At 43.3% G+C, this 20277-nt stretch carries 18 protein-coding genes; 7 read left to right on the top strand and 11 right to left on the bottom strand.

Annotated features, from left to right (window positions below; all coding sequences use genetic code 11):
* A partial coding sequence (locus BUA59_RS12570; RefSeq protein WP_139248877.1) for an IS3 family transposase occupies positions 1 to 328 on the top strand: 328 nt, incomplete at its 5' end.
* A 39-nt stretch (positions 329 to 367) separates the two neighbouring features.
* On the opposite strand, the gene BUA59_RS23865 is transcribed toward BUA59_RS12570, so the two are convergent.
* The 3 genes from BUA59_RS23865 to BUA59_RS12560 form a co-directional block, all read right to left on the bottom strand.
* On the bottom strand, positions 368 to 505 hold the full coding sequence (locus BUA59_RS23865; RefSeq protein WP_175550775.1) for a hypothetical protein: 138 nt from the start codon (positions 503 to 505) through the stop codon (positions 368 to 370).
* Positions 506 to 678: 173 nt separating this feature from the next.
* A complete protein-coding gene (thrS, locus tag BUA59_RS12565; protein ID WP_072840041.1) occupies positions 679 to 1866 on the bottom strand; it encodes a threonine--tRNA ligase in 1188 nt (395 codons plus the stop codon).
* A 273-nt stretch (positions 1867 to 2139) separates the two neighbouring features.
* Positions 2140 to 4344, bottom strand: coding sequence for a GGDEF domain-containing protein (locus BUA59_RS12560; protein WP_139248875.1), 2205 nt, complete (start codon positions 4342 to 4344; stop codon positions 2140 to 2142).
* Positions 4345 to 4709: 365 nt separating this feature from the next.
* Between BUA59_RS12560 and BUA59_RS12555 the strand changes: the two genes are divergently transcribed.
* Positions 4710 to 5516, top strand: coding sequence for a M48 family metallopeptidase (locus BUA59_RS12555; protein ID WP_072840040.1), 807 nt, complete (start codon positions 4710 to 4712; stop codon positions 5514 to 5516).
* A gap of 548 nt (positions 5517 to 6064) precedes the next feature.
* Entirely contained in the window at positions 6065 to 8914 is a 2850-nt protein-coding gene (locus tag BUA59_RS12550; protein WP_072840056.1) for a ligand-binding sensor domain-containing diguanylate cyclase, read from the top strand.
* Between the two features lie 143 nt (positions 8915 to 9057).
* Here the strand turns inward: BUA59_RS12550 and fahA are convergent, their stop codons facing one another.
* From fahA to hmgA, 4 genes are all read right to left on the bottom strand, one after another.
* On the bottom strand, positions 9058 to 10347 hold the full coding sequence (gene fahA / locus BUA59_RS12545; protein WP_072840039.1) for a fumarylacetoacetase: 1290 nt from the start codon (positions 10345 to 10347) through the stop codon (positions 9058 to 9060).
* 51 nt (positions 10348 to 10398) lie between these two features.
* Complete coding sequence (gene maiA, locus BUA59_RS12540) at positions 10399 to 11046, bottom strand: maleylacetoacetate isomerase (RefSeq protein WP_072840038.1); 648 nt, start codon at positions 11044 to 11046, stop codon at positions 10399 to 10401.
* Positions 11047 to 11057: 11 nt separating this feature from the next.
* Complete coding sequence (hppD, locus tag BUA59_RS12535) at positions 11058 to 12134, bottom strand: 4-hydroxyphenylpyruvate dioxygenase (RefSeq protein WP_072840037.1); 1077 nt, start codon at positions 12132 to 12134, stop codon at positions 11058 to 11060.
* 149 nt (positions 12135 to 12283) lie between these two features.
* Positions 12284 to 13624, bottom strand: a complete 1341-nt coding sequence (gene hmgA / locus BUA59_RS12530) for a homogentisate 1,2-dioxygenase (RefSeq protein WP_072840036.1) — start codon at positions 13622 to 13624, stop codon at positions 12284 to 12286.
* Positions 13625 to 13836: 212 nt separating this feature from the next.
* Between hmgA and BUA59_RS12525 the strand changes: the two genes are divergently transcribed.
* The gene (locus BUA59_RS12525; RefSeq protein ID WP_072840035.1) at positions 13837 to 14271 is read left to right on the top strand and encodes a MarR family winged helix-turn-helix transcriptional regulator; all 435 of its coding nucleotides are present in this window, start codon (positions 13837 to 13839) and stop codon (positions 14269 to 14271) included.
* A gap of 15 nt (positions 14272 to 14286) precedes the next feature.
* Here the strand turns inward: BUA59_RS12525 and BUA59_RS12520 are convergent, their stop codons facing one another.
* Positions 14287 to 15153, bottom strand: coding sequence for a mechanosensitive ion channel family protein (locus BUA59_RS12520; RefSeq protein WP_072840034.1), 867 nt, complete (start codon positions 15151 to 15153; stop codon positions 14287 to 14289).
* A gap of 43 nt (positions 15154 to 15196) precedes the next feature.
* Positions 15197 to 16168, bottom strand: a complete 972-nt coding sequence (locus BUA59_RS12515) for a calcium/sodium antiporter (protein WP_072840033.1) — start codon at positions 16166 to 16168, stop codon at positions 15197 to 15199.
* 554 nt (positions 16169 to 16722) lie between these two features.
* Between BUA59_RS12515 and BUA59_RS12510 the strand changes: the two genes are divergently transcribed.
* Both BUA59_RS12510 and gloA read left to right on the top strand, forming a co-directional pair.
* Positions 16723 to 17598, top strand: coding sequence for an MYG1 family protein (locus BUA59_RS12510; RefSeq protein ID WP_072840032.1), 876 nt, complete (start codon positions 16723 to 16725; stop codon positions 17596 to 17598).
* An 85-nt stretch (positions 17599 to 17683) separates the two neighbouring features.
* Complete coding sequence (gene gloA / locus BUA59_RS12505) at positions 17684 to 18208, top strand: lactoylglutathione lyase (protein ID WP_072840031.1); 525 nt, start codon at positions 17684 to 17686, stop codon at positions 18206 to 18208.
* A gap of 129 nt (positions 18209 to 18337) precedes the next feature.
* On the opposite strand, the gene BUA59_RS23860 is transcribed toward gloA, so the two are convergent.
* On the bottom strand, positions 18338 to 18490 hold the full coding sequence (locus BUA59_RS23860) for a hypothetical protein (RefSeq protein ID WP_175550774.1): 153 nt from the start codon (positions 18488 to 18490) through the stop codon (positions 18338 to 18340).
* Positions 18491 to 18696: 206 nt separating this feature from the next.
* Between BUA59_RS23860 and BUA59_RS12500 the strand changes: the two genes are divergently transcribed.
* Positions 18697 to 19653, top strand: coding sequence for a ribonuclease Z (locus BUA59_RS12500; protein ID WP_072840030.1), 957 nt, complete (start codon positions 18697 to 18699; stop codon positions 19651 to 19653).
* Positions 19654 to 19893: 240 nt separating this feature from the next.
* On the opposite strand, the gene BUA59_RS12495 is transcribed toward BUA59_RS12500, so the two are convergent.
* Positions 19894 to 20235: a hypothetical protein gene (locus BUA59_RS12495; RefSeq protein WP_072840029.1), complete on the bottom strand. Its 342-nt coding sequence runs from the start codon at positions 20233 to 20235 to the stop codon at positions 19894 to 19896.
* Positions 20236 to 20277: the final 42 nt, after the last annotated feature.

The raw sequence follows: 20277 nt of genomic DNA, 5'->3' as shown, positions 1-20277 counted from the left end.
GCCCAAATATGAAGTATTAGTCCACAGCGATCAGGGTAGCCAATACGCGAGTTCTGATTACCTTGCTTTTATGAGGGCTCATAACTTGATTCCTTCAATGAGTCGTCGAGGAAATTGTCATGATAACGCGGTTGCGGAAAGCTTTTTTGCCACCTTCAAGAAGCGAGTGACAAAACGAAAGATATATTCGACAAGGGAAGAAGCGAAAGGTGAAATATTTAATTTTATTGAGATGTTCTACAATCCGATAAAACGTCATTCTCATACAGGCGGCGTGTCACCTGCAAAGTTCGAAGAAATGTATTTTTTAGAAGAAACTACTGTCTAGCAAACTTAGGGAAGTCCAATTTACTAAAAACACTTGCACCTACTCTTCTATCGAATCCTCATAACTGTATTCTGCTTCACCGCTGTCGATGCCTTCTTGAATAAGGCTGCGAAGTGTTTGCAGTTTTGTCTCGTCGATGTTTTGCTGGTCATTATTAGTTTTTCTATCTTTGTCCATTTGTCTCTCCTGCGTTTACGCACTTTCATCATTGTATTAACAAAGTCTAAGCTTAGTATGCGACCACAACAAACATTTCGATACTACTCCAGCTCTAATCAACCCCAATAACGAAAAAGGCCGCCAATTGCTTGGCGGCCTATCTGGTTTCGCAGGTCATGGTGCTCTCCTTTTTATCTTAGGTTTTGCTTGGATTTTAAAAAGGAAATCAGTTCTTCCTTGTTGATCATTTCAATGTGTTTGCCTCTGCGGATTGTCAGTTTTCCCGCTTGGGCTTCTTGCTCTCCTATTATGACGATGTTGGGGATTTTGAGTTCAAAGCTGCGTTTTATTTTGCGGCCAACGGAGTGATCGCCAAATTCACACAAGACGTTTATGTCTTGTTGTTCTAGATCTGCTCGTATCTGATTGGCGTAGTCTAAAACAGAGTCATTAACAGAAACTAATGCGACGGGTTGCGGATGTATCCATTCGGGCAATACGCCTTGCGACACTTCGAGCAGTATGCCGATCCAGCGTTCAATCGAGCCATAAACGGCTTGATGTAGGATAATAGGTTGCTCTGCTTTGCCCTGTTCATTGTCGAATTCTAATTCGAAACGATCTGGTAAGTTGAAGTCCAGTTGTATTGTTCCGCACTGCCAAATTCGCCCCATGGCATCTTGTAATGCCAGTTCAATTTTTGGCCCATAAAACGCGCCTTCACCAATTTGAATTTCAAAAGGAACACTTTCCGCCTGACAGGCTTCTTTAAGTATGTCTTCCGCACGTCGCCACGATGCATCGTCGCCTAATGCTTGCTCTGGTTGTGTAGAGATTTTGACTTCTAGAGCTTGGTAGCCGTAGTCGTTATAAATTTGTTTTGCTCGTTGAAGAAACTGGCTAACTTCATGTTTCACCTGAGACCAGGCACAAAATACATGAGCATCGTCTTGAGTAAACTGCCGCAATCTTAGGCAACCATTTAATGAGCCGGATGATTCATTACGATGCACTAAACCAAATTCAAATAACTTCAGAGGTAAGTCTCGGTAGCTGTGTACGCCGCGTTTATACATCAATATATGAGCAGGACAAGACATAGGTTTTAAGGCGTATTCTTGGTCACCATTTTGCTCGCCACCAAAGAACATGTCTTGAGCATACATATCCATATGACCAGATATGTGCCATAGCTCTTTTTTCATTAACTGAGGTGTACGCACTTCTTTGAAGCCATATTGTCGGTAACAGCGTCGCATGTGTTCTTGTATATTTTGAAACAAATGCCAGCCATTTGGATGCCAAAATAGCATCCCCGGTGCTTGTTGTTCTGAGTGAAATAAATCGAGCTGTTCCGCGAGTTCGCGATGAGTTTTCATATCTTTCTCCTAATGAAAGATTTTTAGTGAAATACTCTGAGCGAACAACAAGAAATAGACATAAAAAAGCCCTCTGGCGATTCGCTCAGAGGGCTTTTTTAATCAAATAGCAGCTACCCTCCAAACAACCTTGTGGTCGTGGTGGTAGAGGTGCTGTATTGAAAAAAACTTAATAAAGGGTTCATGGGAATATTTTTATCACTTAATACCTTTTTAGACAACGGGTAAATAGTAAAACCTGTTTTTAATTCAATTGTATGCAAATAGCACGCTCTACTTTTCCGTTATCCGAATACAGTTGCGGCCACTTTCTTTGGCTTGATACAAGGCTGAGTCTGTTTGTTGGAATAGTTGTCGCGGATCTGAAATTAGTTCTGGCCAGTTTGATATGCCAATCGAAATGGTGATATTTTCGAGCAAGTACCCTTCATACTCTATTTGTGTTTTTTCAACAGCAGCCCTTAATTGCTCGGCTTTTCGTAAGCAGTCTTCACTTGTGACTCTAGGCATAACAACGACAAACTCTTCTCCTCCCAAACGACAAACAATATCACCTTCATGGAAAAAGTGACTCAGTAAGCTAGCGAGGGTTTTCAGTGCTTCGTCACCGGCAGGGTGACCATAGGTGTCGTTGAATTTTTTAAAGTAATCGATATCGCAAATCAGTAGCGATAACGCTTCTTGATTTTGTTCAGCAGATGCAATTTCATGTTCCATAACCTCAGAGAAAAAGCGGCGATTTTTTAACCCTGTGAGCTCATCTTCATAGGAAAAGCGTTGCAGTTCCTCGCGTAAGGCTATATTTGCTAAGGTAATGTTTATTTTTTCTACCGCTCGCTTTAGCAGTTTCATAAAGTGCGCTACAGGATACCCATTAAGAACTCCTGTTGCCTGAACTTGCAGTAGCGCAACATAACGAACAGAACCTTGCTGATTAACGACTCTGAATGGAAAAACGCCCTGCTCGTTATTAAACTTAAGCTTGATCAGCGCTGTATTTTTAGGAAGAGGAGCGTCAATGGTATGACCCCAGCTGTGAACATTTCGCCATTCATCTGTAACCGCAATGCTAAATACACCAGAAAAAGGCGCACAAAGTGCTTCGATGTTATTGGCTATCTTTTCAATTCCTACTTCTAGTGTATGGCAGCTTTCTAGTTCAAAGATAATATCACTGACAATTTCAAGCTTTTCTTGCTGAAATAACAAACCATTAGCGCGTAATGCTTCTTGCTTTACCATAATGCTCAGCTGCTCGGTACGCTCAATGACTTTAGACTCTAATGATATATTCAGCTTCGCTAATCTTCTTTGAGTAGACAAATAATGGTTAAAAGACAAACCAATGATCGCTACAGAAAATAGCAGCGCACCACTAGAAACAGGAACAGAACTCCATGATATCCAATTATGTGCAACCGCCATATCAAGCATCATTACAGAGCAAAAACCAAAGTAAGCCAGAATAAGTAATTTTTGCTCCAGACGGACACGGTTAAACACCAATAGAACAAAAACTACCAGCAGGAGTAACGTCACGATAAACATGCCATCAAATGCTGGATAAAGCTGAGTAAGATGAAGGAGGCCAGACACGCTTCCAATTGCTGCTAACAACAAAAACACAAAATGAGCACGCCAGAGCCACTGAAAATGACGAACCTCTAAACCGGCATCTGATAACCACTCAGCCAACAACATAAACATTGGAATTGGGAGTAAAAAATACGCGTACGCACCGATATAGTTCCAAAGTAAGGGTTGATCCCAAATGAGCTTCATAGCTGGAATGTCTCCCAACACTAGTCCCGCTGCCGCAAGAGAAAAGAGACATACATTGAGAAATTGGCGACGCTGACCTTTTAACATGGCAAAAATAGCCGCCATTAACGCAATAAAAATGGTCACGCCAGCGACTATAAAACCTTGCAATGACTCTTCGATAATTTGTTTCAGGGCATCAACTCGCTCGGTGAGCTTTCGCTCTCCCCAAAAGCCAATATTTATATAATTTGAATACACCCGAAAATAGAGTGTTTTGCCCGCAAAATTCTCAGGCAGAGTAATCATGTGCCAAGGCCAACCAGCAAATACACCTACACCATTCTGATCTAACTGACCATGTTTATAAATAAGCTCACCATCCAGATACACTTCAGCCAATAAATCTATACTGGACGCGTAAAATACAGGATCTCTATAAACATGTTGCGGAAGTTTTATACGAAACCAAACATTATCATGAGCACCACGAGCAGGTGGATCGGCAGGAAAAGCAATGGGTTGCCAATCAGCTAGGCTATTTTGTTGCGTCCATAAGGGAACACCATCAGAATTAAACGCAGAGTCTCCCCACGCATATTCCCAACCGTCATCTAAATTCATATCCTGCGCAGATACGTTTGCCGGCAAGCACAATAATGCTGTAGCAAAAAACAACGAAATAAAATAAAAAAATGCAGTCTGTAATTGCTTCAAGATATTACTCAACCAAAGCTTATATTAAGGGAACGAAATGCATCCTATGCATCTCAATACTTCAGTCACTTTCCTTTCATTAACAATATGCTCTTCCCCTTGGCATATTTACATCCTAACTCAAAGTAGATATTGGTATTGTAAAGAATCGTTTTGGTGTTCAGTAAGTAACCAATAAAACAGAAGAACGATCTATAAAGTACTTCAGTGCAAAACCTTCTAGCCTAAATAACGTTGACCGATATCTGCCTAGTGCTGACAAAATCCATAACAATCCCCCTATCTCCATTTGCTTCTAACAAAAGCCCTTCTCTATAATGACATCCATATCCAACAGTCCATGCAATTTTCAAGGCGGTTTTACGATGGTGTTTATAAAGGTTTCTTTTAAGGCCGCGCTGGCGGCGGTGTTAGTTGTGATGGTGGGTTGTAGTTCTTCGCCTACAGGTCGTAAGCAGTTTACAGTGCTGCCAGACAGTCAAATGAATGAGATGGGTATTCAGTCTTTTACTGAGATGAAGAAGGAAACGCCTGCATCATCGGATGCGAAGTTACGTGAACAGGTACAATGTGTGGCGGATACACTAATTGCGGTGTTACCGGATAAATATCGTAATCAAGATTGGGAAGTTGTGTTGTTTAACGATGAGCAGGTAAACGCGTTTGCTCTGCCAGGCTATAAGGTGGGTGTTTATACTGGCTTATTAAAAGTAGCGGACAATCAATCTCAGTTGGCGGCAGTAGTTGGGCATGAGTTGGCGCACGTGATTGCGCGACACGGTAATGAGCGCGTTTCGACTCAGTTGGCGACTAGCCAAGCTTTGGCGCTAGGGTATCAGTTGAGTGGTGAGGAATCACCAGAGAAAATTGCAATTTTCCAAGCATTGGGTCTTGGTGCGCAGGTCGGTATTATTTTACCCTTCAGCCGTTCGCATGAATCAGAAGCCGATTTACTAGGCTTAGAATACATGGCGGAAGCGGGCTTTGATCCGCGAGAAAGCGTTCAGTTGTGGCGTAATATGAGTGCTGGCGGCGAGAGTAAAACACCTGAGTTGTTGTCGACTCACCCATCAAACTCTAATCGTATTAAAAATTTACAAGCCAATTTGCCAAAAAATCTGCCGATTTATGAAGCCTTGGTTGCGCAGAATAAAGAGGCAAAATGTTACTAAGTCTTAAATCAAGACCTTAAACTAAAAACCATCAGAGACAAGTTAGAGCGTAAAAGTTAATCGCGATTTAACCTGTCTCTGAGCCGTTTAAGTGCTGATAAACAGATCTACTGCCCCTTTCCCTTTATTTCCTCCTTTCCAGTAAAAATCCATCTACTTCCCTCTGCTATTTTTTTGCGGTCTATTCTAGACATTAGTCATAAGCAGAATTTATTAATCATAACCTAATACAAATTCTGTAATATTTCGCGAATTAGGTGTAATTTCCACGAAGTTTCAAGCTGTACTCGTCATTTCATTAACATTTAGAAACATTGCACTCAAAATCTTTATGGTAATATTCGGCCAATTTTCTAAGACTGATTATCAGCTAGTCTTAGTGTTCAATTTATATTAAAACTCGCAAACCAATATATTGTATATATCGCTACCTAAAGATGTTTTGATAGTGAATAACAATCAGGCTCGATGTTATTAATCTGTATAAGTATGAGGGAAAAATGCCGCTTATCTATTCGCATAGAACAATGCCATTATGGTTAGGAATTATGTTTTTATGTGCTTTGAATGTGGCTCATGCGAACACCTCTACTCCTCTTTCAGATTATTTCAAAGACACTTGGTCTACTCATGAAGGCCTTCCACACAACAGTATTAATGCCATCGCGCAAACTTCTGATGGTTATTTGTGGTTTGCTACTTGGGAAGGTGTTGCCCGTTACAATGGTCGTGATTTTCGTTTTTATGAGCGCTCGGATAAAACGGGCATTTTAGATTCAGGTATTCGAACTCTCGTATCAGACTCTGATAATGGCTTGTGGATTGCTGGAGTGAGAGGTGGCATTACGTATCGCCAAGGTAATCTCTGGCAGCCACAATCTGCTGCTGCAAGTATGGTAAATAACGTGCTCAAAGACAGTTCCGGCGACCTTTGGATAGCCGTTGAAGGGTTGGGCGTTTTTCATCGGCCAAAGCCAAGTATTGAAAATGTTGCCACTGAAGAAGTTTGGGTATTACAGAACATTAGTGCTTACCGATTACTTGAAGACAGTAAAGGTCGAATTTGGGCGACAACTGAAGAAGGTTTATATCATCTAAATGGGCAAGACAAACAAGAAATATTAACTAAGTTCAATCTACCAAAGTTACATGTTTATTCCATTCTGGAAACTCACGACAAACGTCTATTGGTGGCCACTGAAAGAGGCGCTTTTATTTTAGAAGATAATAGAGCCAGCATTGTACATCCTAGTTTGGCAGGTGAAGCCATTAGCGCTCTAATGGAAGATGACGAAAACAACCTGTGGTTAGGTACTATCAAGAATGGCCTTATAAAGGTCAGCAATAGCCACATAGAAAGACTAAATACTCATTCTGGTTTGCCGAATAATCGTGTGTTATCCATATTACAGGACTTCGAAGGCAGCATTTGGATTGGCACTAATGGCGGTTTGGTGCGTCTGCGCAAAGCGCCTTTTACTACTTGGACTAAGAGCCGCAATCTAGTAGGCGATTATGTTCGCAGCGTTATCGACATTGATTCCGATACTGTACTGGTTGGCTCAAGTGAAGGCCTTAGCCTTATTCATAACAATATCGCCCGTAATGCGCGCGCTAATAATAGCGCTCCTGTTTCTGTCCTTAGCTTTGCTAAGCAGCATGATGGTGGTATTTGGGTAGGCACTTATCTTAATGGTCTAATGCTCTGGAAAGATCAGCAATTAATCCCTCAGTTTGATCATGGAAATGGGTTACCCAGCGATGAAGTCAGATCCATTTTAGAAGACAGTCACGGCAATTTATGGATTGGTACAACCAATGGCCTTGTGCAACGAAATGCCGCTGGCCAGCAACAAATTTTCACTCGCAATAATGGCCTACCTGACAATTACATCATGGCATTGGCAGAAGACGACCGAGGCCAAATTTGGGTAGGAACTGGAGTGGGTGTTGCCAAATTAACATCCAATGGTTTTGAAATTGTTCCTATTAATAACCTCGAAGAGGCTGAATATGCTTTTGGCTTCTGGATGGAGGAAGGTTATGTCTGGATTGCTACGGACCGCGGCTTAATTCGATATAACCAACAAGATGGACAGCTAGGCTTGGTTGGACGGCGCTCAGGCTTGCCCATCGATAAACTATTCCAAGTAGTTTATGACGGTACTAATGGGCTTTGGCTAACCAGTAATCGTGGCATTTGGCGAGTCGACTATCATGAGGCTCATGCTGTGGCTGATGGTCGCCAAAATGAGATTGCGTTTGAGCATTTTTCAGAAAGTGATGGATTAGCAAGCGCTCAAGCAAATGGCGGCTCGAACCCTGCAGCGGTTGCTATGGACAATGGCAAGCTCTGGTTTGCCACTTCTAAAGGTGTTGCCATGATAGACAGCTCCACTATCTCGCAAAAAAATACAACACGTTTGCCTCTCACCATAGAATCTATATTGGCAGACGGATTTGAACTGTCTGCCAATCAACAAAACATATTACCTGCAGGTACTAATAGAGTCGTATTTAACTATGCAGGACTCGGATACATCATGTCTTCCCGTATTGAATATCGGACAAGGCTAGTAGGTTTTGAAGATAACTGGGCTTCTAGGGGCAAAAATACCATTGCCGAATACACCAATTTAGCACCAGGTAAATATAAGTTTCTGGTCAGTGCCCGATACCCATATAGTGACTGGAATAATGCTGATCAAGTTTATGAGTTCACTATTTCACCTCACTTCTGGCAGCGCATAGAATTACAGATAAGCTTGGCATTCTTAATATTAGTCATTTTAGCGAGTAGCATAAAATGGCGCGTACAACGATTGCAAAAAAGTGAGTTAAAACTAAAAGCCCTAGTCGAAAAACAAACCTATGCATTGCGTCAACAATCGGAAGATTTCCAGCGTCAAGCCAATGAAGATAAGTTAACTGGCTTGCCAAATCGACGTGCTTTTGACAAATGGCTCAGCGACAAGTTTATTCAAGCCAAGCAGCAACAAACACCGCTCGCCTTGGTTATTATGGATATCGACCACTTCAAAAAAATCAATGACCATTATTCTCATTTGATTGGAGATAAGGCGATAAAGGCGCTCGCTAAACAGCTAAAACTGCTTGCCGATCATCAGATACATGCTGCTCGTTGGGGCGGTGAAGAATTCACCTTGATGATTAAAGATATGAATGATGCAGATGTGGCGGCTTATTGCGAAAATATACGTCATTGTATTGAAACTTATGACTATAGCGACATCGCAGCCGATTTGACCATGACGGTCAGTATGGGCGTGGCGTTTGCTCATCAAGTAGAGAGCTACCAAGATTTACTCCGCCTCGCCGACCAAGCCTTATATCGAGCCAAAGAGCAAGGCCGTAACCGAGTTGAAATTTGGCAGTAACAGCCTTTAAGTAATGACCTATTTCTAGCAGTTTCTTAAGCTTGCCGTATGTAGAATAAGATAAAAAATAGCTCTAGTTCATTGGAACCAGAGCTATTTTTCTAGAGATTTAGCTTGATGCTATATAAAGACAAGCCTAGTCATTAAGGCTTGTTGCCAGCCTGAACAAGGTTATCCACCTGCCCTAGGCCAATTCTTAGTTGATCGTCTCCACAGTAACCTTTGAGAATAATTCGGTCGCCATCTTCAACAAAGGTACGTTGCTCGCCATTACTCAATGTAATCGGATTCTTTCCGCCTACGGTGAGCTCAAGAAGAGAACCGGACTCTTCAAGATCTGGACCAGACTGAGTACCACTGCCAAATAGGTCTCCCGGTTTTAGATCACATCCATTCACTGTGTGGTGGGCCACCATTTGCGCAATAGTCCAGTAAGAGTCTTTGAAGTTACTTTTTGCAAGGCGTTCAGCGGGCTGATTGTTCGCTCGCATTTTGGCCGTTTCTATCCAAACCTCTAGCTTGATGTCTATCGCGCCTTTGGTGCGGTTCGCTTTAGAGTCTAGATAATCAAGCGGTTGAGGGTCTTCAGCATCTCGCGTCCAATCACAGCGATAAGGTTCCAGCGCCGCCATCGGTACGACCCAAGGACTTAGACTGGAAAAGAAGTTTTTCGACAAGAATGGCCCTAAAGGTTGATATTCCCATGCCTGAATATCGCGAGCAGACCAGTCGTTAAACATGGACACACCAAAAACATGCTGTTCAGCGTCGGCCATTGAAATAGGCGTTCCTAACTGGCTACCTTTGCCAATAAAAATCCCTAGCTCTAATTCATAATCAAGACGTTTACAGAGTTCTAATACTGGACGCTCGGCGTCAGGTGCTTTTAACTGCCCTGCCGGACGCTTGAATGCTTCGCCCGAGACACGTATGGAAGACGCTCGACCATGATAGCCAATCGGTATCCATTTGTAGTTTGGCAACAGAGGATTATCTGGACGAAACAATGACCCAACTCGTGTGGCATGATGCACAGACGTATAAAAATCTGTGTAGTCACCAATTTGACAAGGCAAATGAAAAGCAACCTCTGACTGAGGAATCAAGCAAGGCTCTACTTTGTCTTGGTAAACACTATTGCTGAACAATTCGGTCAAACGAAGACGCAGCGCATGCCATTGTTTATGACCTAGCCCCATCAATTGATTCAGAGCGCTTTGTTTGACGGCGTCACGCAAGCTCTGATCCAAACTATCCAATAGCCCAGCTTCTTCAAGTGCGTTCAGATTAGCAATTTTATCGCCGATGCCGACGCCAATATGGTGTATTTGATCGGCACTGGAAAAGACTGCATAAGGCAAGTTCGCTAAGGGAAATTCGCAACCGGCCATGTTAGCGCTCGGCAACCAGCTGTTAATGCGATTGGTATTCACAGAACATCTCCTTGAGGTGACTTTGTTTAGTATTTATCATGTTTAACCCACTTACAGTTGTGCATCAGCTTGGGCTTCTGGCACAGCTTGCTTAAATGCTTCTAGCTGAAGACAGTTGGCTTCGATACGATACAATTTGGGATAGATTGTTAAGTCGACGTTAAAACGACGAGCGTTATACAGTTGAGGAATCAGACAGATATCCGCAAGAGATGGCGTGTTGCCATAACAAAAACCGTCATCTTCGACCATTAATTCCAAGGCGCCCAAGCCTTCGCTCACCCAATGCTGATACCAACTTTTAACCGCATCGTCGTCTAAACCCACACTAGTACGAAGGTATTTAAGAACGCGTAAGTTGTTAATCGGGTGGATTTCACAGGCAATCGCTTGCGCCATCGCACGGACTTTGGCGCGCGCAAAAGGCGCTGCGGGAAGCAAAGGCGTATCAGGATGGCAATCATTGATGTATTCGATAATAGCCAAAGATTGCGTTAGTACGCCCTCTTCATCTTGCCAGCTCGGCACCAAGCCTTGTGCATTTAACGACTTATAGTGAGAGGAATGCTGCTCACCGCCGCCGTTAACCAAGTGAACGAAAGCGGTGTCATAAGATAAACCCTTTAGAGCAAGCGCAATTCTGACTCGATAGGCCGCAGAAGAGCGCCAATAAGAATAAAGCGTACCAACGTTTTCCATTACTTCATCCTTTAAGCATTAGTTTCGATGACACCACGAGCTACTTGATCGCGCTCTATGGATTCAAACAAGGCTTTAAAGTTGCCTTCCCCAAAACCGTCATCGCCTTTGCGTTGGATAAACTCAAAAAACACTGGGCCTAACTGATTGGTAGAGAATATTTGCAGCAATAATCGTGGCGCGCCGTCGATAGTGCCATCCAGCAAAATACCGCGCGCTTTCAGCTCATCGACCTTTTCACCATGACCAGGAAGACGCTCTTCCAGCATGTCGTAATAGGTTTCCGGTGGTGCCGTCATCAGCTGAATACCGCTGGCACGCAAGGAATCAACACTGGCCATTAAGTTGTCTGTGCGCAAAGCAATATGCTGAATGCCCTCGCCATTGAATGACATCAGAAACTCTTCAATTTGACCTGAGCCACCAGCTGCTTCTTCATTCAAAGGAATACGAATTTTCCCATCGGGAGCCGTCATCGCTCGTGACGTTAAACCAGTATATTCACCCTTGATATCGAAGTAACGAATCTCGCGAAAGTTAAATAAGGTTTCATAGAAGCGTCCCCAATAGGCCATACGACCTCGGTAGACGTTGTGAGTCAGATGGTCAATCTCGTAAAAGCCATGACCTACAGGCTTTTTATCTACATCTGGCAGGAACTCGAAATCAATATCATAGATGGATAAACCATCGTCATAACGGTCGATTAGATAAATAGGCGCGCCACCAATCCCCTTGATTGCAGGCAACCTAAGTTCCATAGGACCAGTCGGAATATCCATTGGTTTAGCACCTTTAGATAGAACATACTCGTAGGCTTTGTGTGCATTTTTAACACGAAACCCCATGCCTGCTGCGGCATTGCCGTGTTCCTGACCAAAGTAATAGGCCTCACTGCCTTTTTCTTTATTTAAGATAAAATTAATGCCGCCTTGTCGATAAAGCTCGACATCTTTCGAACGGTGTTTCGCGACTAATTCAAACCCCATAAGCTGAAACACTTCCGCTATTTTCTCTGGGTTGGGGCCTGCAAACTCTACAAATTCAAAACCGTCTAATCCAACTGGGTTTTCAAATAAATCTGCCATTTCTGTATTCCTATTTATCGTTATATTTGGAAAATAATGTATTTAAAAGGCAATGATTTTAAGCCTGTGAAGGCGGCGGAATAGCAATTCCCCGCACACTTCGAGACCAGTGGAGTGCAATAGATAATTGTAGACGCCCAGAGCAAAGATTACCCATTGTGGCTGTCCGTACTTTTGTTGTTCCTACTTATGTTATCCGGTACGTTGAACTCTTTAATAATTTGGCTAGCTGGTTGAATGTCTTTCCAACAGCCGACATAGTCTTTTTGACGTTCAGTCGCATTCGCTGCAAAGTGGGTAATTCGCTGGGGCGCACTGGTTTCAAACATAAACGCGAGTGTTCCAGATAATTTATGGGGAGTCAATTCTGACGCTGATGCTTTTGAAAACGCATCATAATCAGGGCCATGTGGCGAACCAGCATTATGAAGACTAGCACCTCCAGGCAAAAAACCATTCGGTTTAGCGTCGTACGTACCGTAAATTAATCCCATAAACTCAGCCATGACATTACGATGATACCAAGGTGGACGAAAGGTATTTTCAGCAACCAACCAACGATCACCAAATACCACCACATCTATATTTGCCACACCGGCAGTTTGGCTTGGTGACGTCAGAACTGTAAAAATCGAAGGATCAGGATGATCATAGCTTATCGAGCCAAGAGTATTAAAGCGTCTCAAATCATATCGATAAGGAGCATGATTTCCATGCCAACCAAGCACATCAAATGGCGAATGTTCAAGGGTGAATTCACGAAAGCGCCCTTCTCTCTTTTCAATCACCCAAGTTGCTGATTGTTGCTCTACAAAGCTCGCCGTTGGATATTCAAAGTCACGTTCATTCGCCAAACCATTCGCGCCTATGGCACCGCGATTAGGCAATTCAAAAGGTGAACCATAATTTTCTAACAAGTAAATTTGGGTTGTATTTTCAGTACTTAATTCAACAAATGCAGAACGCGGAATAACACCAAGCGAGCCAACACCAATATCCAGCACACCAAACTCAGTCCGCAAGCTAATAGACGAACTGATCGGCATGACCAACATTTCTGCATCATGGTTTTGTAATACAGGCTGTTGCCGCTCATACAATGTAGCAATACTCGCTGACATACCAATTTGCGAGCTTGCAGAGCCTGCGATAGTTAAGGTGCGAACAGACTCAACCCAATGCCCTTCTACAGCCGCTAATGGATTCCATCTAAGCGGATCAAAGGCGATTTGCGTATTGCTATCGTCTGATTGAGATACCCAGTTAACGAACTCAACCAAGTCTCCGTCAGCTCGATGCGCAACACTGGGTCTAATGCGGTACATCCAGCTACGTAGATTGTGCCCTTGGGGTGCCGTAAATGCAGAGCCACTGATCTGTTCTGCATATAAACCAAATGCGCAGCGCTGAGGACTGTTCTGTCCAATAGGCAAAACGCCCGCTAACGCCTCGGTCGAATGATAATTTCTAAAGCCGCTGAGATAAGACATGACTTAAGCCGAAATAGTAAGTGAAAATATATATAATCATTTCAAATGAAACGAGTCAACTCATTTCATTTGAAATGAATAAGCTGCTTTTGTAGGCAAATTTTTTTATAGGTTGCTTGCAAGTTAAGCTTTACACTAGGCTCTATCGCGGTCCATAAGCACACGCGCTTGTATATTTTTGATGTTTAAAGAGTCTTAGAAAAGGTAAGTAAATGTTTGATCTAAATAACTTCATTCCATATCGCCTTAATCAGGCCGCTCAGCAAACATCCGAAGCCTTGGCTCGTAAATATAGAAATCAATATGGATTAACCGTTCCTGAATGGCGCGTGCTGGCTCACTTAGGTAAGTATGACAAGCTCTCAGTAAGAGATTTGGAAAAAGCCATCGGCTTAGATAGAGTCGCGGCGTCTCGGGCGGGAACAAGCCTGTGTAGCAAAGGCTGGGTGCAAAAAATCGCTAATGAACAAGACCGTCGCTTGGTCGAGTTTTCCCTGACCGACGTCGGCCGAGAACATTATGGAAAAGTCGTTGTACTCGCCACTTCTACAGAAGAATTACTGCTAAAGACACTAAGTAAATCTGACCAGAAAAAGCTGTTAGAACTGCTTTGCAAAGTAGAAGAAGCCGCTAGAAAAATATCTTAGCGGTTTCCCATCACATTATAAATTCCGCGTTGTACTCTTCTCTTTCAAAGCCTGCGCGCTAGGCTCACTAACAACATGCAGCGTTCGTTGAGGAAACGGAATCGTCAAGCCTGCCGCTTCAATCGACTCTTTAACTTGTTTGTTTAAGTCCCAGTAAGTCGGCCAATAGTCATCCGTTTTTGCCCACGCTCTAAGTTGAATATTCACCGAGCTGTCCATCATAGACACAACCATTGCCTGAGGAACAGGATCAACCAAGAGTCGAGGCTCATCTCCCGCCACTTGCCTAAGCACAGATAAACCTACATCAATAGAATCCGAATAAGATATTCCGACAACAATATCCATTCGTCTCTTACCATTTCGAGTGAAATTTTTAATGTGGCCACCCCACAAAACACTATTAGGGCAAGCGATATATAAGCCATCGACGGTCTCAAAAACGCAGGTAAATAGATTTATTTCTTTTACCGTTCCTTGCGTAGAGCCAAATTCAATAAAGTCACCCGCTCGAAATGGCCGCAATATCAGCAACATAATCCCCGCGGCAATATTACTTAATGTGTCTTTTAACGCTAATCCAATAGCCAAACCGGCCGCACCAACCAAGGCAATAAGACTGGCCGTATTGACACCAAATATATCTAAAATAAACACGCCACCTATAACATAAACCGCATAACTGACGACGGTTGAAAATATAGGTGTCAAAGTTGCATCTAGCTTATTAAGCTTAGAATTCGTATTCAGTATTGCCCTTCGCACAGCTTTTGCTATGTATGAACTGGCTATGAATATTACGATTGCCAATACAATTTTATAACCAAGAGCAATGATTGTGTTGGAATGATTTTGCCAAAATTGAGCGAATAACTCTTCCATAGACTTCTCTTCTTAATTCCTGTCTGACCGATAAAATTTTAAATCACCCAATGACTGATGAGACTAACCAGACATTATAAGCGGCAAAAGCGAGCAACAGAACGGCTCCTTCATAGCGATTAATACGACCAGCTCGACGGAAACCATATGCCATAATTAATAACACAACCGTCATCCCCATCATCACCAGCCAATCGCGTGACAGTACATCGGCAGACAAGTTTGTCATTGGCGATATAGTACCCGCAATCCCTATTACTGCCAGTAGGTTAAACATGTTCGAACCAACCACATTACCAATGGCAATATCATGTTCACCTTTTCTAACGGCAATAATAGAAGCCGCCAGTTCTGGCAGCGACGTCCCCAATGCAACAATCGTAAGGCCGATAATCAAATCGCTCACCCCAAATGCCTGGGCAATATTCACCGCTCCCCATACCAATACACGAGAACTAATGATCAACACAACAAGACCAAACACCAACCAAAAAATGGCTCTGGATTTAGACATAATATGAGTCACCAGCTCTTGTTCCATTTCGCCTTCGAGTGCATCACCTTTGCCTTTCATTGCAGAATAAATACTCCAGCCAACCAAAGCAAAAAAACCAACCAACAAAAGTGCAGACTCAAAACGTGTCAACGACCCATCCCAAATCAAATAACCAAATACCAAACCAATTAACAGCAACAACGGAAGTTCTTTTCGAACAATATTAGATTGCACCATAATCGGCGCAATCAGGGCCGTCACACCCAAAATCAACCCCGTATTTACAATATTCGAACCCAGCGCATTACCCAAAGCAAGATCAGGATTACCATCCATTGCTGCCATCGCAGACACCACCATTTCTGGTGCCGAGGTACCAAAACCAACAATCACCATACCAATCAGCAATGGAGGCATACCTGCGTATTTTGCCGCCACAGCCGCCCCTTCCACAAACCGATCCGCACTCCACACCAGCAAAATAAAACCACCTAATAAGGCGAAAATAGCGAGCGTCATAACGTTACCTCACGGATAAAGGAAAAAGACGATGTATAAAAAACAGTGGACAGAAATCGTAATGATCTCGACAAACAAAACACAAAAGTTAGAAAAGCAATGATAGGAAACACAGTCTTACCCTCGGGGTGGAAATGACAAAAGGCAAGAATTGCCCTCCACCCCGAGAACAACGCTTGCCTTAAGTCTGGTCAATCCAAAAAACTGGACATAACCGCCACGAACGACTGTTCGGAGACTGTTGACGGTTATCTCAGACAAAGCTGAGAGACTACTCCCCTAAGGTTTTAGGAATCATATTCCTATTTTTTCGGCTTAACAATAAGCACAGAGCGAGCAAAACAACGCCTAGACTATCTTTACCCTTTTCCGACAAATTCAGTGGTTCAACACTATTCTTATTGGCTTTTACGTAAGCTTGTCTGAGATACGGTTGAAACGAAGGGTGTCACCCATCATTAAAACCCCGTAAAATGCCGACCCTTGGTACGTATGTACTGTGAAGTGACGTGTGTGCTGTTAAGTGAAATGATATCAATAAAAGAGACTATAGAATGACCGAACAAACTCAAGTAATCGCAACGCACAATGCAAACTTTCATGCAGACGACGTATTTGCCGTAGCCGCACTTAAAAGCATTTTTCCGTCTGTAGAATTAGTACGTACACGTGACTTAGAAATCATAGCCAAAGCCGACATTGTGGTCGACGTAGGCGGTATATACGACGCCGACAAAGGCCGTTTTGATCACCACCAAAAAGGCGGCGCAGGTACACGAGAAAACGGCATTCCGTTTTCCTCTTTTGGCTTGGTTTGGCAAAAATACGGCCTAGAAATATGCGCGGGTAATCAAGAAGTCGCTAACTCGCTGGATAAAAATTTAGTATCTACCATCGACGCCATAGATTGCGGACACGTAGAAGGCGTACAAACAGGCATCAGTCTGAGCCAAACCATCTCTATGTTTAATCCTACATGGCAAGAAGAAGGCGATTTTGATGCCTGTTTCGATGAAGCGGTTGCCTTTGCATCTCGCATATTAACTCGGTTCATCGCCGCAGCAAGCGGAGGCGTAAACGCAAAAACCATCGTAGCCGACGCTATCGAAAAAGCCGAGGATCCAAGAGTCATCGTGTTAGAACAATACACGCCATGGAAAACTACGGTTCTTAGATTATCGCAAGATGCCTTGTTTATGGTTTACCCATCTCAAACAGGACAATGGCGCATACAAACCGTGCCTGTCGAACTAGGCTCGTTTGAAGACCGTAAAAAACTTCCCGCGCCGTGGGCTGGATTGTCAGATAAAGAACTACAAGACGTAACAGGTTTAGACGATGCCATGTTCTGTCATAACGGCTTGTTTATCGCAGGCTGTGAATCGTTTGAAAATACGATGAAAATGGCAGAGATGGCGCTGGCGTACTAACGAATTAAGGTCATAAGGGGTTGGAATTTCGCAGCCAGCCCCCAGCTCCTAAGTTATACATTCATTACCACACGGGAGTACAAATATGAGTCGTCATTTTGAACAAGCCGAAGGCTTGTGTGAAGAAAAAGACCCTGCAACGAACGGGTTTGTATTCAACCAAACCATGTTGCGCATTGCCGATCCTGTGCGCACACTCGATTTTTATACCCGAGTGATGGGTATGACGCTATTAAAGAAACTCGATTTTCCCGACATGAAATTCAGTTTGTATTTTCTGACTCACGGTGAAGATTTCTCTGATATCAGTCACGATGATTCAGAACGAACGGCGCAAACCTTTGGTCGACCTGCCATGTTAGAACTGACCCATAACTGGGACGATACCGCAGACAATACGCAATATCACAATGGTAACAGTGATCCTCGTGGTTTTGGTCACATTGGTTTTCATGTGCCCGATCTAGAAGGCGCGTGTCAGCGTTTTGAAACGCTAGGTGTGCCATTCCAGAAAAAACTAAGCGATGGCAAGATGAATAACATTGCCTTTATTAAAGACCCTGACGGTTATTGGATTGAAATTTTCAATGCAAGCCGCATGGCAAGTTAAACGACATTAAGCAAAAGGCCCCTTTGCAACATGACAAAGGGGCCTTTTTTCTGCTGTGTCATTTCGCCAAGAATGTACTAAGGCACAACTTCGAAACCGCGTGTTTACAAAGTGTTATATACCGTATTGCTAACCCTTGTTTGCACCGCCTTTATTTGATCTTTCATTTCTCTTCTGTTTCTTACGGCTATTTTTCTCAGTGACAATTTTGATGGCTTCGTCTTTGGTTAAATGGGGATGCTTAGCAATCAGCTCTTCCACTTTTGTATCAAATGCGGTCATTTATAAATCTCTTGTATTAAAGTACGAATAAGGTCGGTATTTTAGCTCAGGAAGTGTTTAGAAGATAATAATTCTTAGCAGCTGCTGATGTGCGTTTTTGAATCTAGGTAAATAATAAGCCGTATATACCGCCCAAGATTGCCGCTTGGTCATGAAAACATTAGGCTTAGGCAAGATAACCCGTCTTTTATGTATCAAGGTAAAAAATGAATATTGTCTTTCTTGGAACATCGGCAGGCGTTCCCACCAAAACTCGTAATGTAACCGGCCTCGCGGTACGCGAAGAAAGAGGCAATGGCTGGTACCTTGTTGATTGTGGTGAGGGAACGCAACATCAGATACTTCATACCAATTTATCGATCAATGCCTTACAAGCTATCTTCATCACTCACATTCATGGCGATCACTGTTATGGCTTGCCAGGCATATTGGCAAGCGCCGCCATGAATGGTCGCAAGGCGCCATTGAAAATTATGGCACCAAGTGGTGTAAGAGAATGGGTGGAAGCGACTCAGCAACATACACAATTGTATCTGCCCTATGAAATTGAGTTTGTCTGTACTGATGATCTGCCATCTGTCGAGTTCAGAAAAGTTCGCGTGGAAACGGTCGCCCTGTCTCACAGAGTCCCTTCTTATGCCTATTGTTTTACCGAAAAAGACATCAACCCGCGCTTGGATGTGGAAAAACTGGAGCGGCATAACATCCCCAGAGGCCCACATTGGGGGCAGCTACAAAAGGGGCAAGATGTTGAACTAAACGGCAAACTAATCCATTGTGAAGATTATTTGCTATACGATAAAAACCCGCAAAAAATCATTGTAGCAGGCGACAATGACCAGCCAGAGCTATTGGCTCAAATAAGCCATGGCGCCAGTGTACTGGTTCATGAAGCCACCTACACCAAAGACCTCGTTGAGAAGTCAGGCAACAGCTACGGCCACAGTTACGCAGAGCTTGTAGCGACCTTTGCCGAGCAAGTTAACATCCCCAACTTAGTGTTAACGCACTTTAGCCCTCGCTACCAAGCCAACCCAAACCTATCCCCTTCCATCGTGGACATTTATCAAGAAGCCAAAGCCCATTATTCGGGCAATCTGTTTCTCGCCAACGACCTTGACGAATATCAGTTGAACAAAGCTGGTGAATTGAAAAAGCTTTAAAGAGTATTTGCAGGCTTGGGCTTTAAGTGCCCAAACGAAAGGCATCAACCGCGGAATTTAGAGTCAGATGAAAAGGGCTATTTTTCATATGGTTCTAATTTCAGCATGTTGATTACAAACTGGTATAACGCCAATATTCAGCGGCGGCCTTTGCGTAGCGAAGCGGAGAAAAGGCCGCCCGGTGTAGGCCCATCGGGACCGGAACGAACTGGAATGACTGGTTAGCTTTTCTCAAGTTATTCAGTCCTCGATTAAGCTTTCTATCGGCACGCCCGACACATATTTCTGTCCCGAGTTTCGAAGACGGAACAACATGGTCTCAGCCATTTCTGAGGGAATCCTTCGAAAAGATTCCAATAATTTCTTTTCATAACCGCCCGTGTCTTCCATCCCATGCAAGGCTGTCCAAAACACACCCGCACCATCCTCCTCTGGGTAATGCTCAAACAGCTTGAATATCGCCGAGTAGTACGCCTGACAATCAGAGCTGGAAAGAGCTTGCTGTAGTAGATCCTCAAGAATTAACCAATTTCCGTCTTGTGGTTCAAACTCAGCAATTTTTTTCGAAAGTTTCTTGTCCATTTTTTAAGCTAACGCTAAGCTAAGCGGAAAAATACAGTTTGG

Origin of the sequence: Marinomonas polaris DSM 16579, assembly GCF_900129155.1 — a bacterium.
Classification (GTDB): Bacteria; Pseudomonadota; Gammaproteobacteria; order Pseudomonadales; family Marinomonadaceae; genus Marinomonas; species Marinomonas polaris.
Note: the sequence above shows the minus strand (reverse complement) of the source record. Positions and strands in the feature narration are given on the sequence as shown.

What these genes read in the sequence shown, in the direction of transcription:
- BUA59_RS23865 (WP_175550775.1), bottom strand. Translation starts at nt 505, where the DNA reads ATGGACAAAGATAGAAAAACTAATAATGACCAGCAAAACATCGACGAG.
- thrS (WP_072840041.1), bottom strand. Translation starts at nt 1,866, where the DNA reads ATGAAAACTCATCGCGAACTCGCGGAACAGCTCGATTTATTTCACTCA.
- BUA59_RS12555 (WP_072840040.1), top strand. Translation starts at nt 4,710, where the DNA reads ATGGTGTTTATAAAGGTTTCTTTTAAGGCCGCGCTGGCGGCGGTGTTA.
- BUA59_RS12550 (WP_072840056.1), top strand. Translation starts at nt 6,065, where the DNA reads ATGTTTTTATGTGCTTTGAATGTGGCTCATGCGAACACCTCTACTCCT.
- maiA (WP_072840038.1), bottom strand. Translation starts at nt 11,046, where the DNA reads ATGGAAAACGTTGGTACGCTTTATTCTTATTGGCGCTCTTCTGCGGCC.
- hppD (WP_072840037.1), bottom strand. Translation starts at nt 12,134, where the DNA reads ATGGCAGATTTATTTGAAAACCCAGTTGGATTAGACGGTTTTGAATTT.
- hmgA (WP_072840036.1), bottom strand. Translation starts at nt 13,624, where the DNA reads ATGTCTTATCTCAGCGGCTTTAGAAATTATCATTCGACCGAGGCGTTA.
- BUA59_RS12525 (WP_072840035.1), top strand. Translation starts at nt 13,837, where the DNA reads ATGTTTGATCTAAATAACTTCATTCCATATCGCCTTAATCAGGCCGCT.
- BUA59_RS12520 (WP_072840034.1), bottom strand. Translation starts at nt 15,153, where the DNA reads ATGGAAGAGTTATTCGCTCAATTTTGGCAAAATCATTCCAACACAATC.
- BUA59_RS12515 (WP_072840033.1), bottom strand. Translation starts at nt 16,168, where the DNA reads ATGACGCTCGCTATTTTCGCCTTATTAGGTGGTTTTATTTTGCTGGTG.
- BUA59_RS12510 (WP_072840032.1), top strand. Translation starts at nt 16,723, where the DNA reads ATGACCGAACAAACTCAAGTAATCGCAACGCACAATGCAAACTTTCAT.
- gloA (WP_072840031.1), top strand. Translation starts at nt 17,684, where the DNA reads ATGAGTCGTCATTTTGAACAAGCCGAAGGCTTGTGTGAAGAAAAAGAC.
- BUA59_RS23860 (WP_175550774.1), bottom strand. Translation starts at nt 18,490, where the DNA reads ATGACCGCATTTGATACAAAAGTGGAAGAGCTGATTGCTAAGCATCCC.
- BUA59_RS12500 (WP_072840030.1), top strand. Translation starts at nt 18,697, where the DNA reads ATGAATATTGTCTTTCTTGGAACATCGGCAGGCGTTCCCACCAAAACT.
- BUA59_RS12495 (WP_072840029.1), bottom strand. Translation starts at nt 20,235, where the DNA reads ATGGACAAGAAACTTTCGAAAAAAATTGCTGAGTTTGAACCACAAGAC.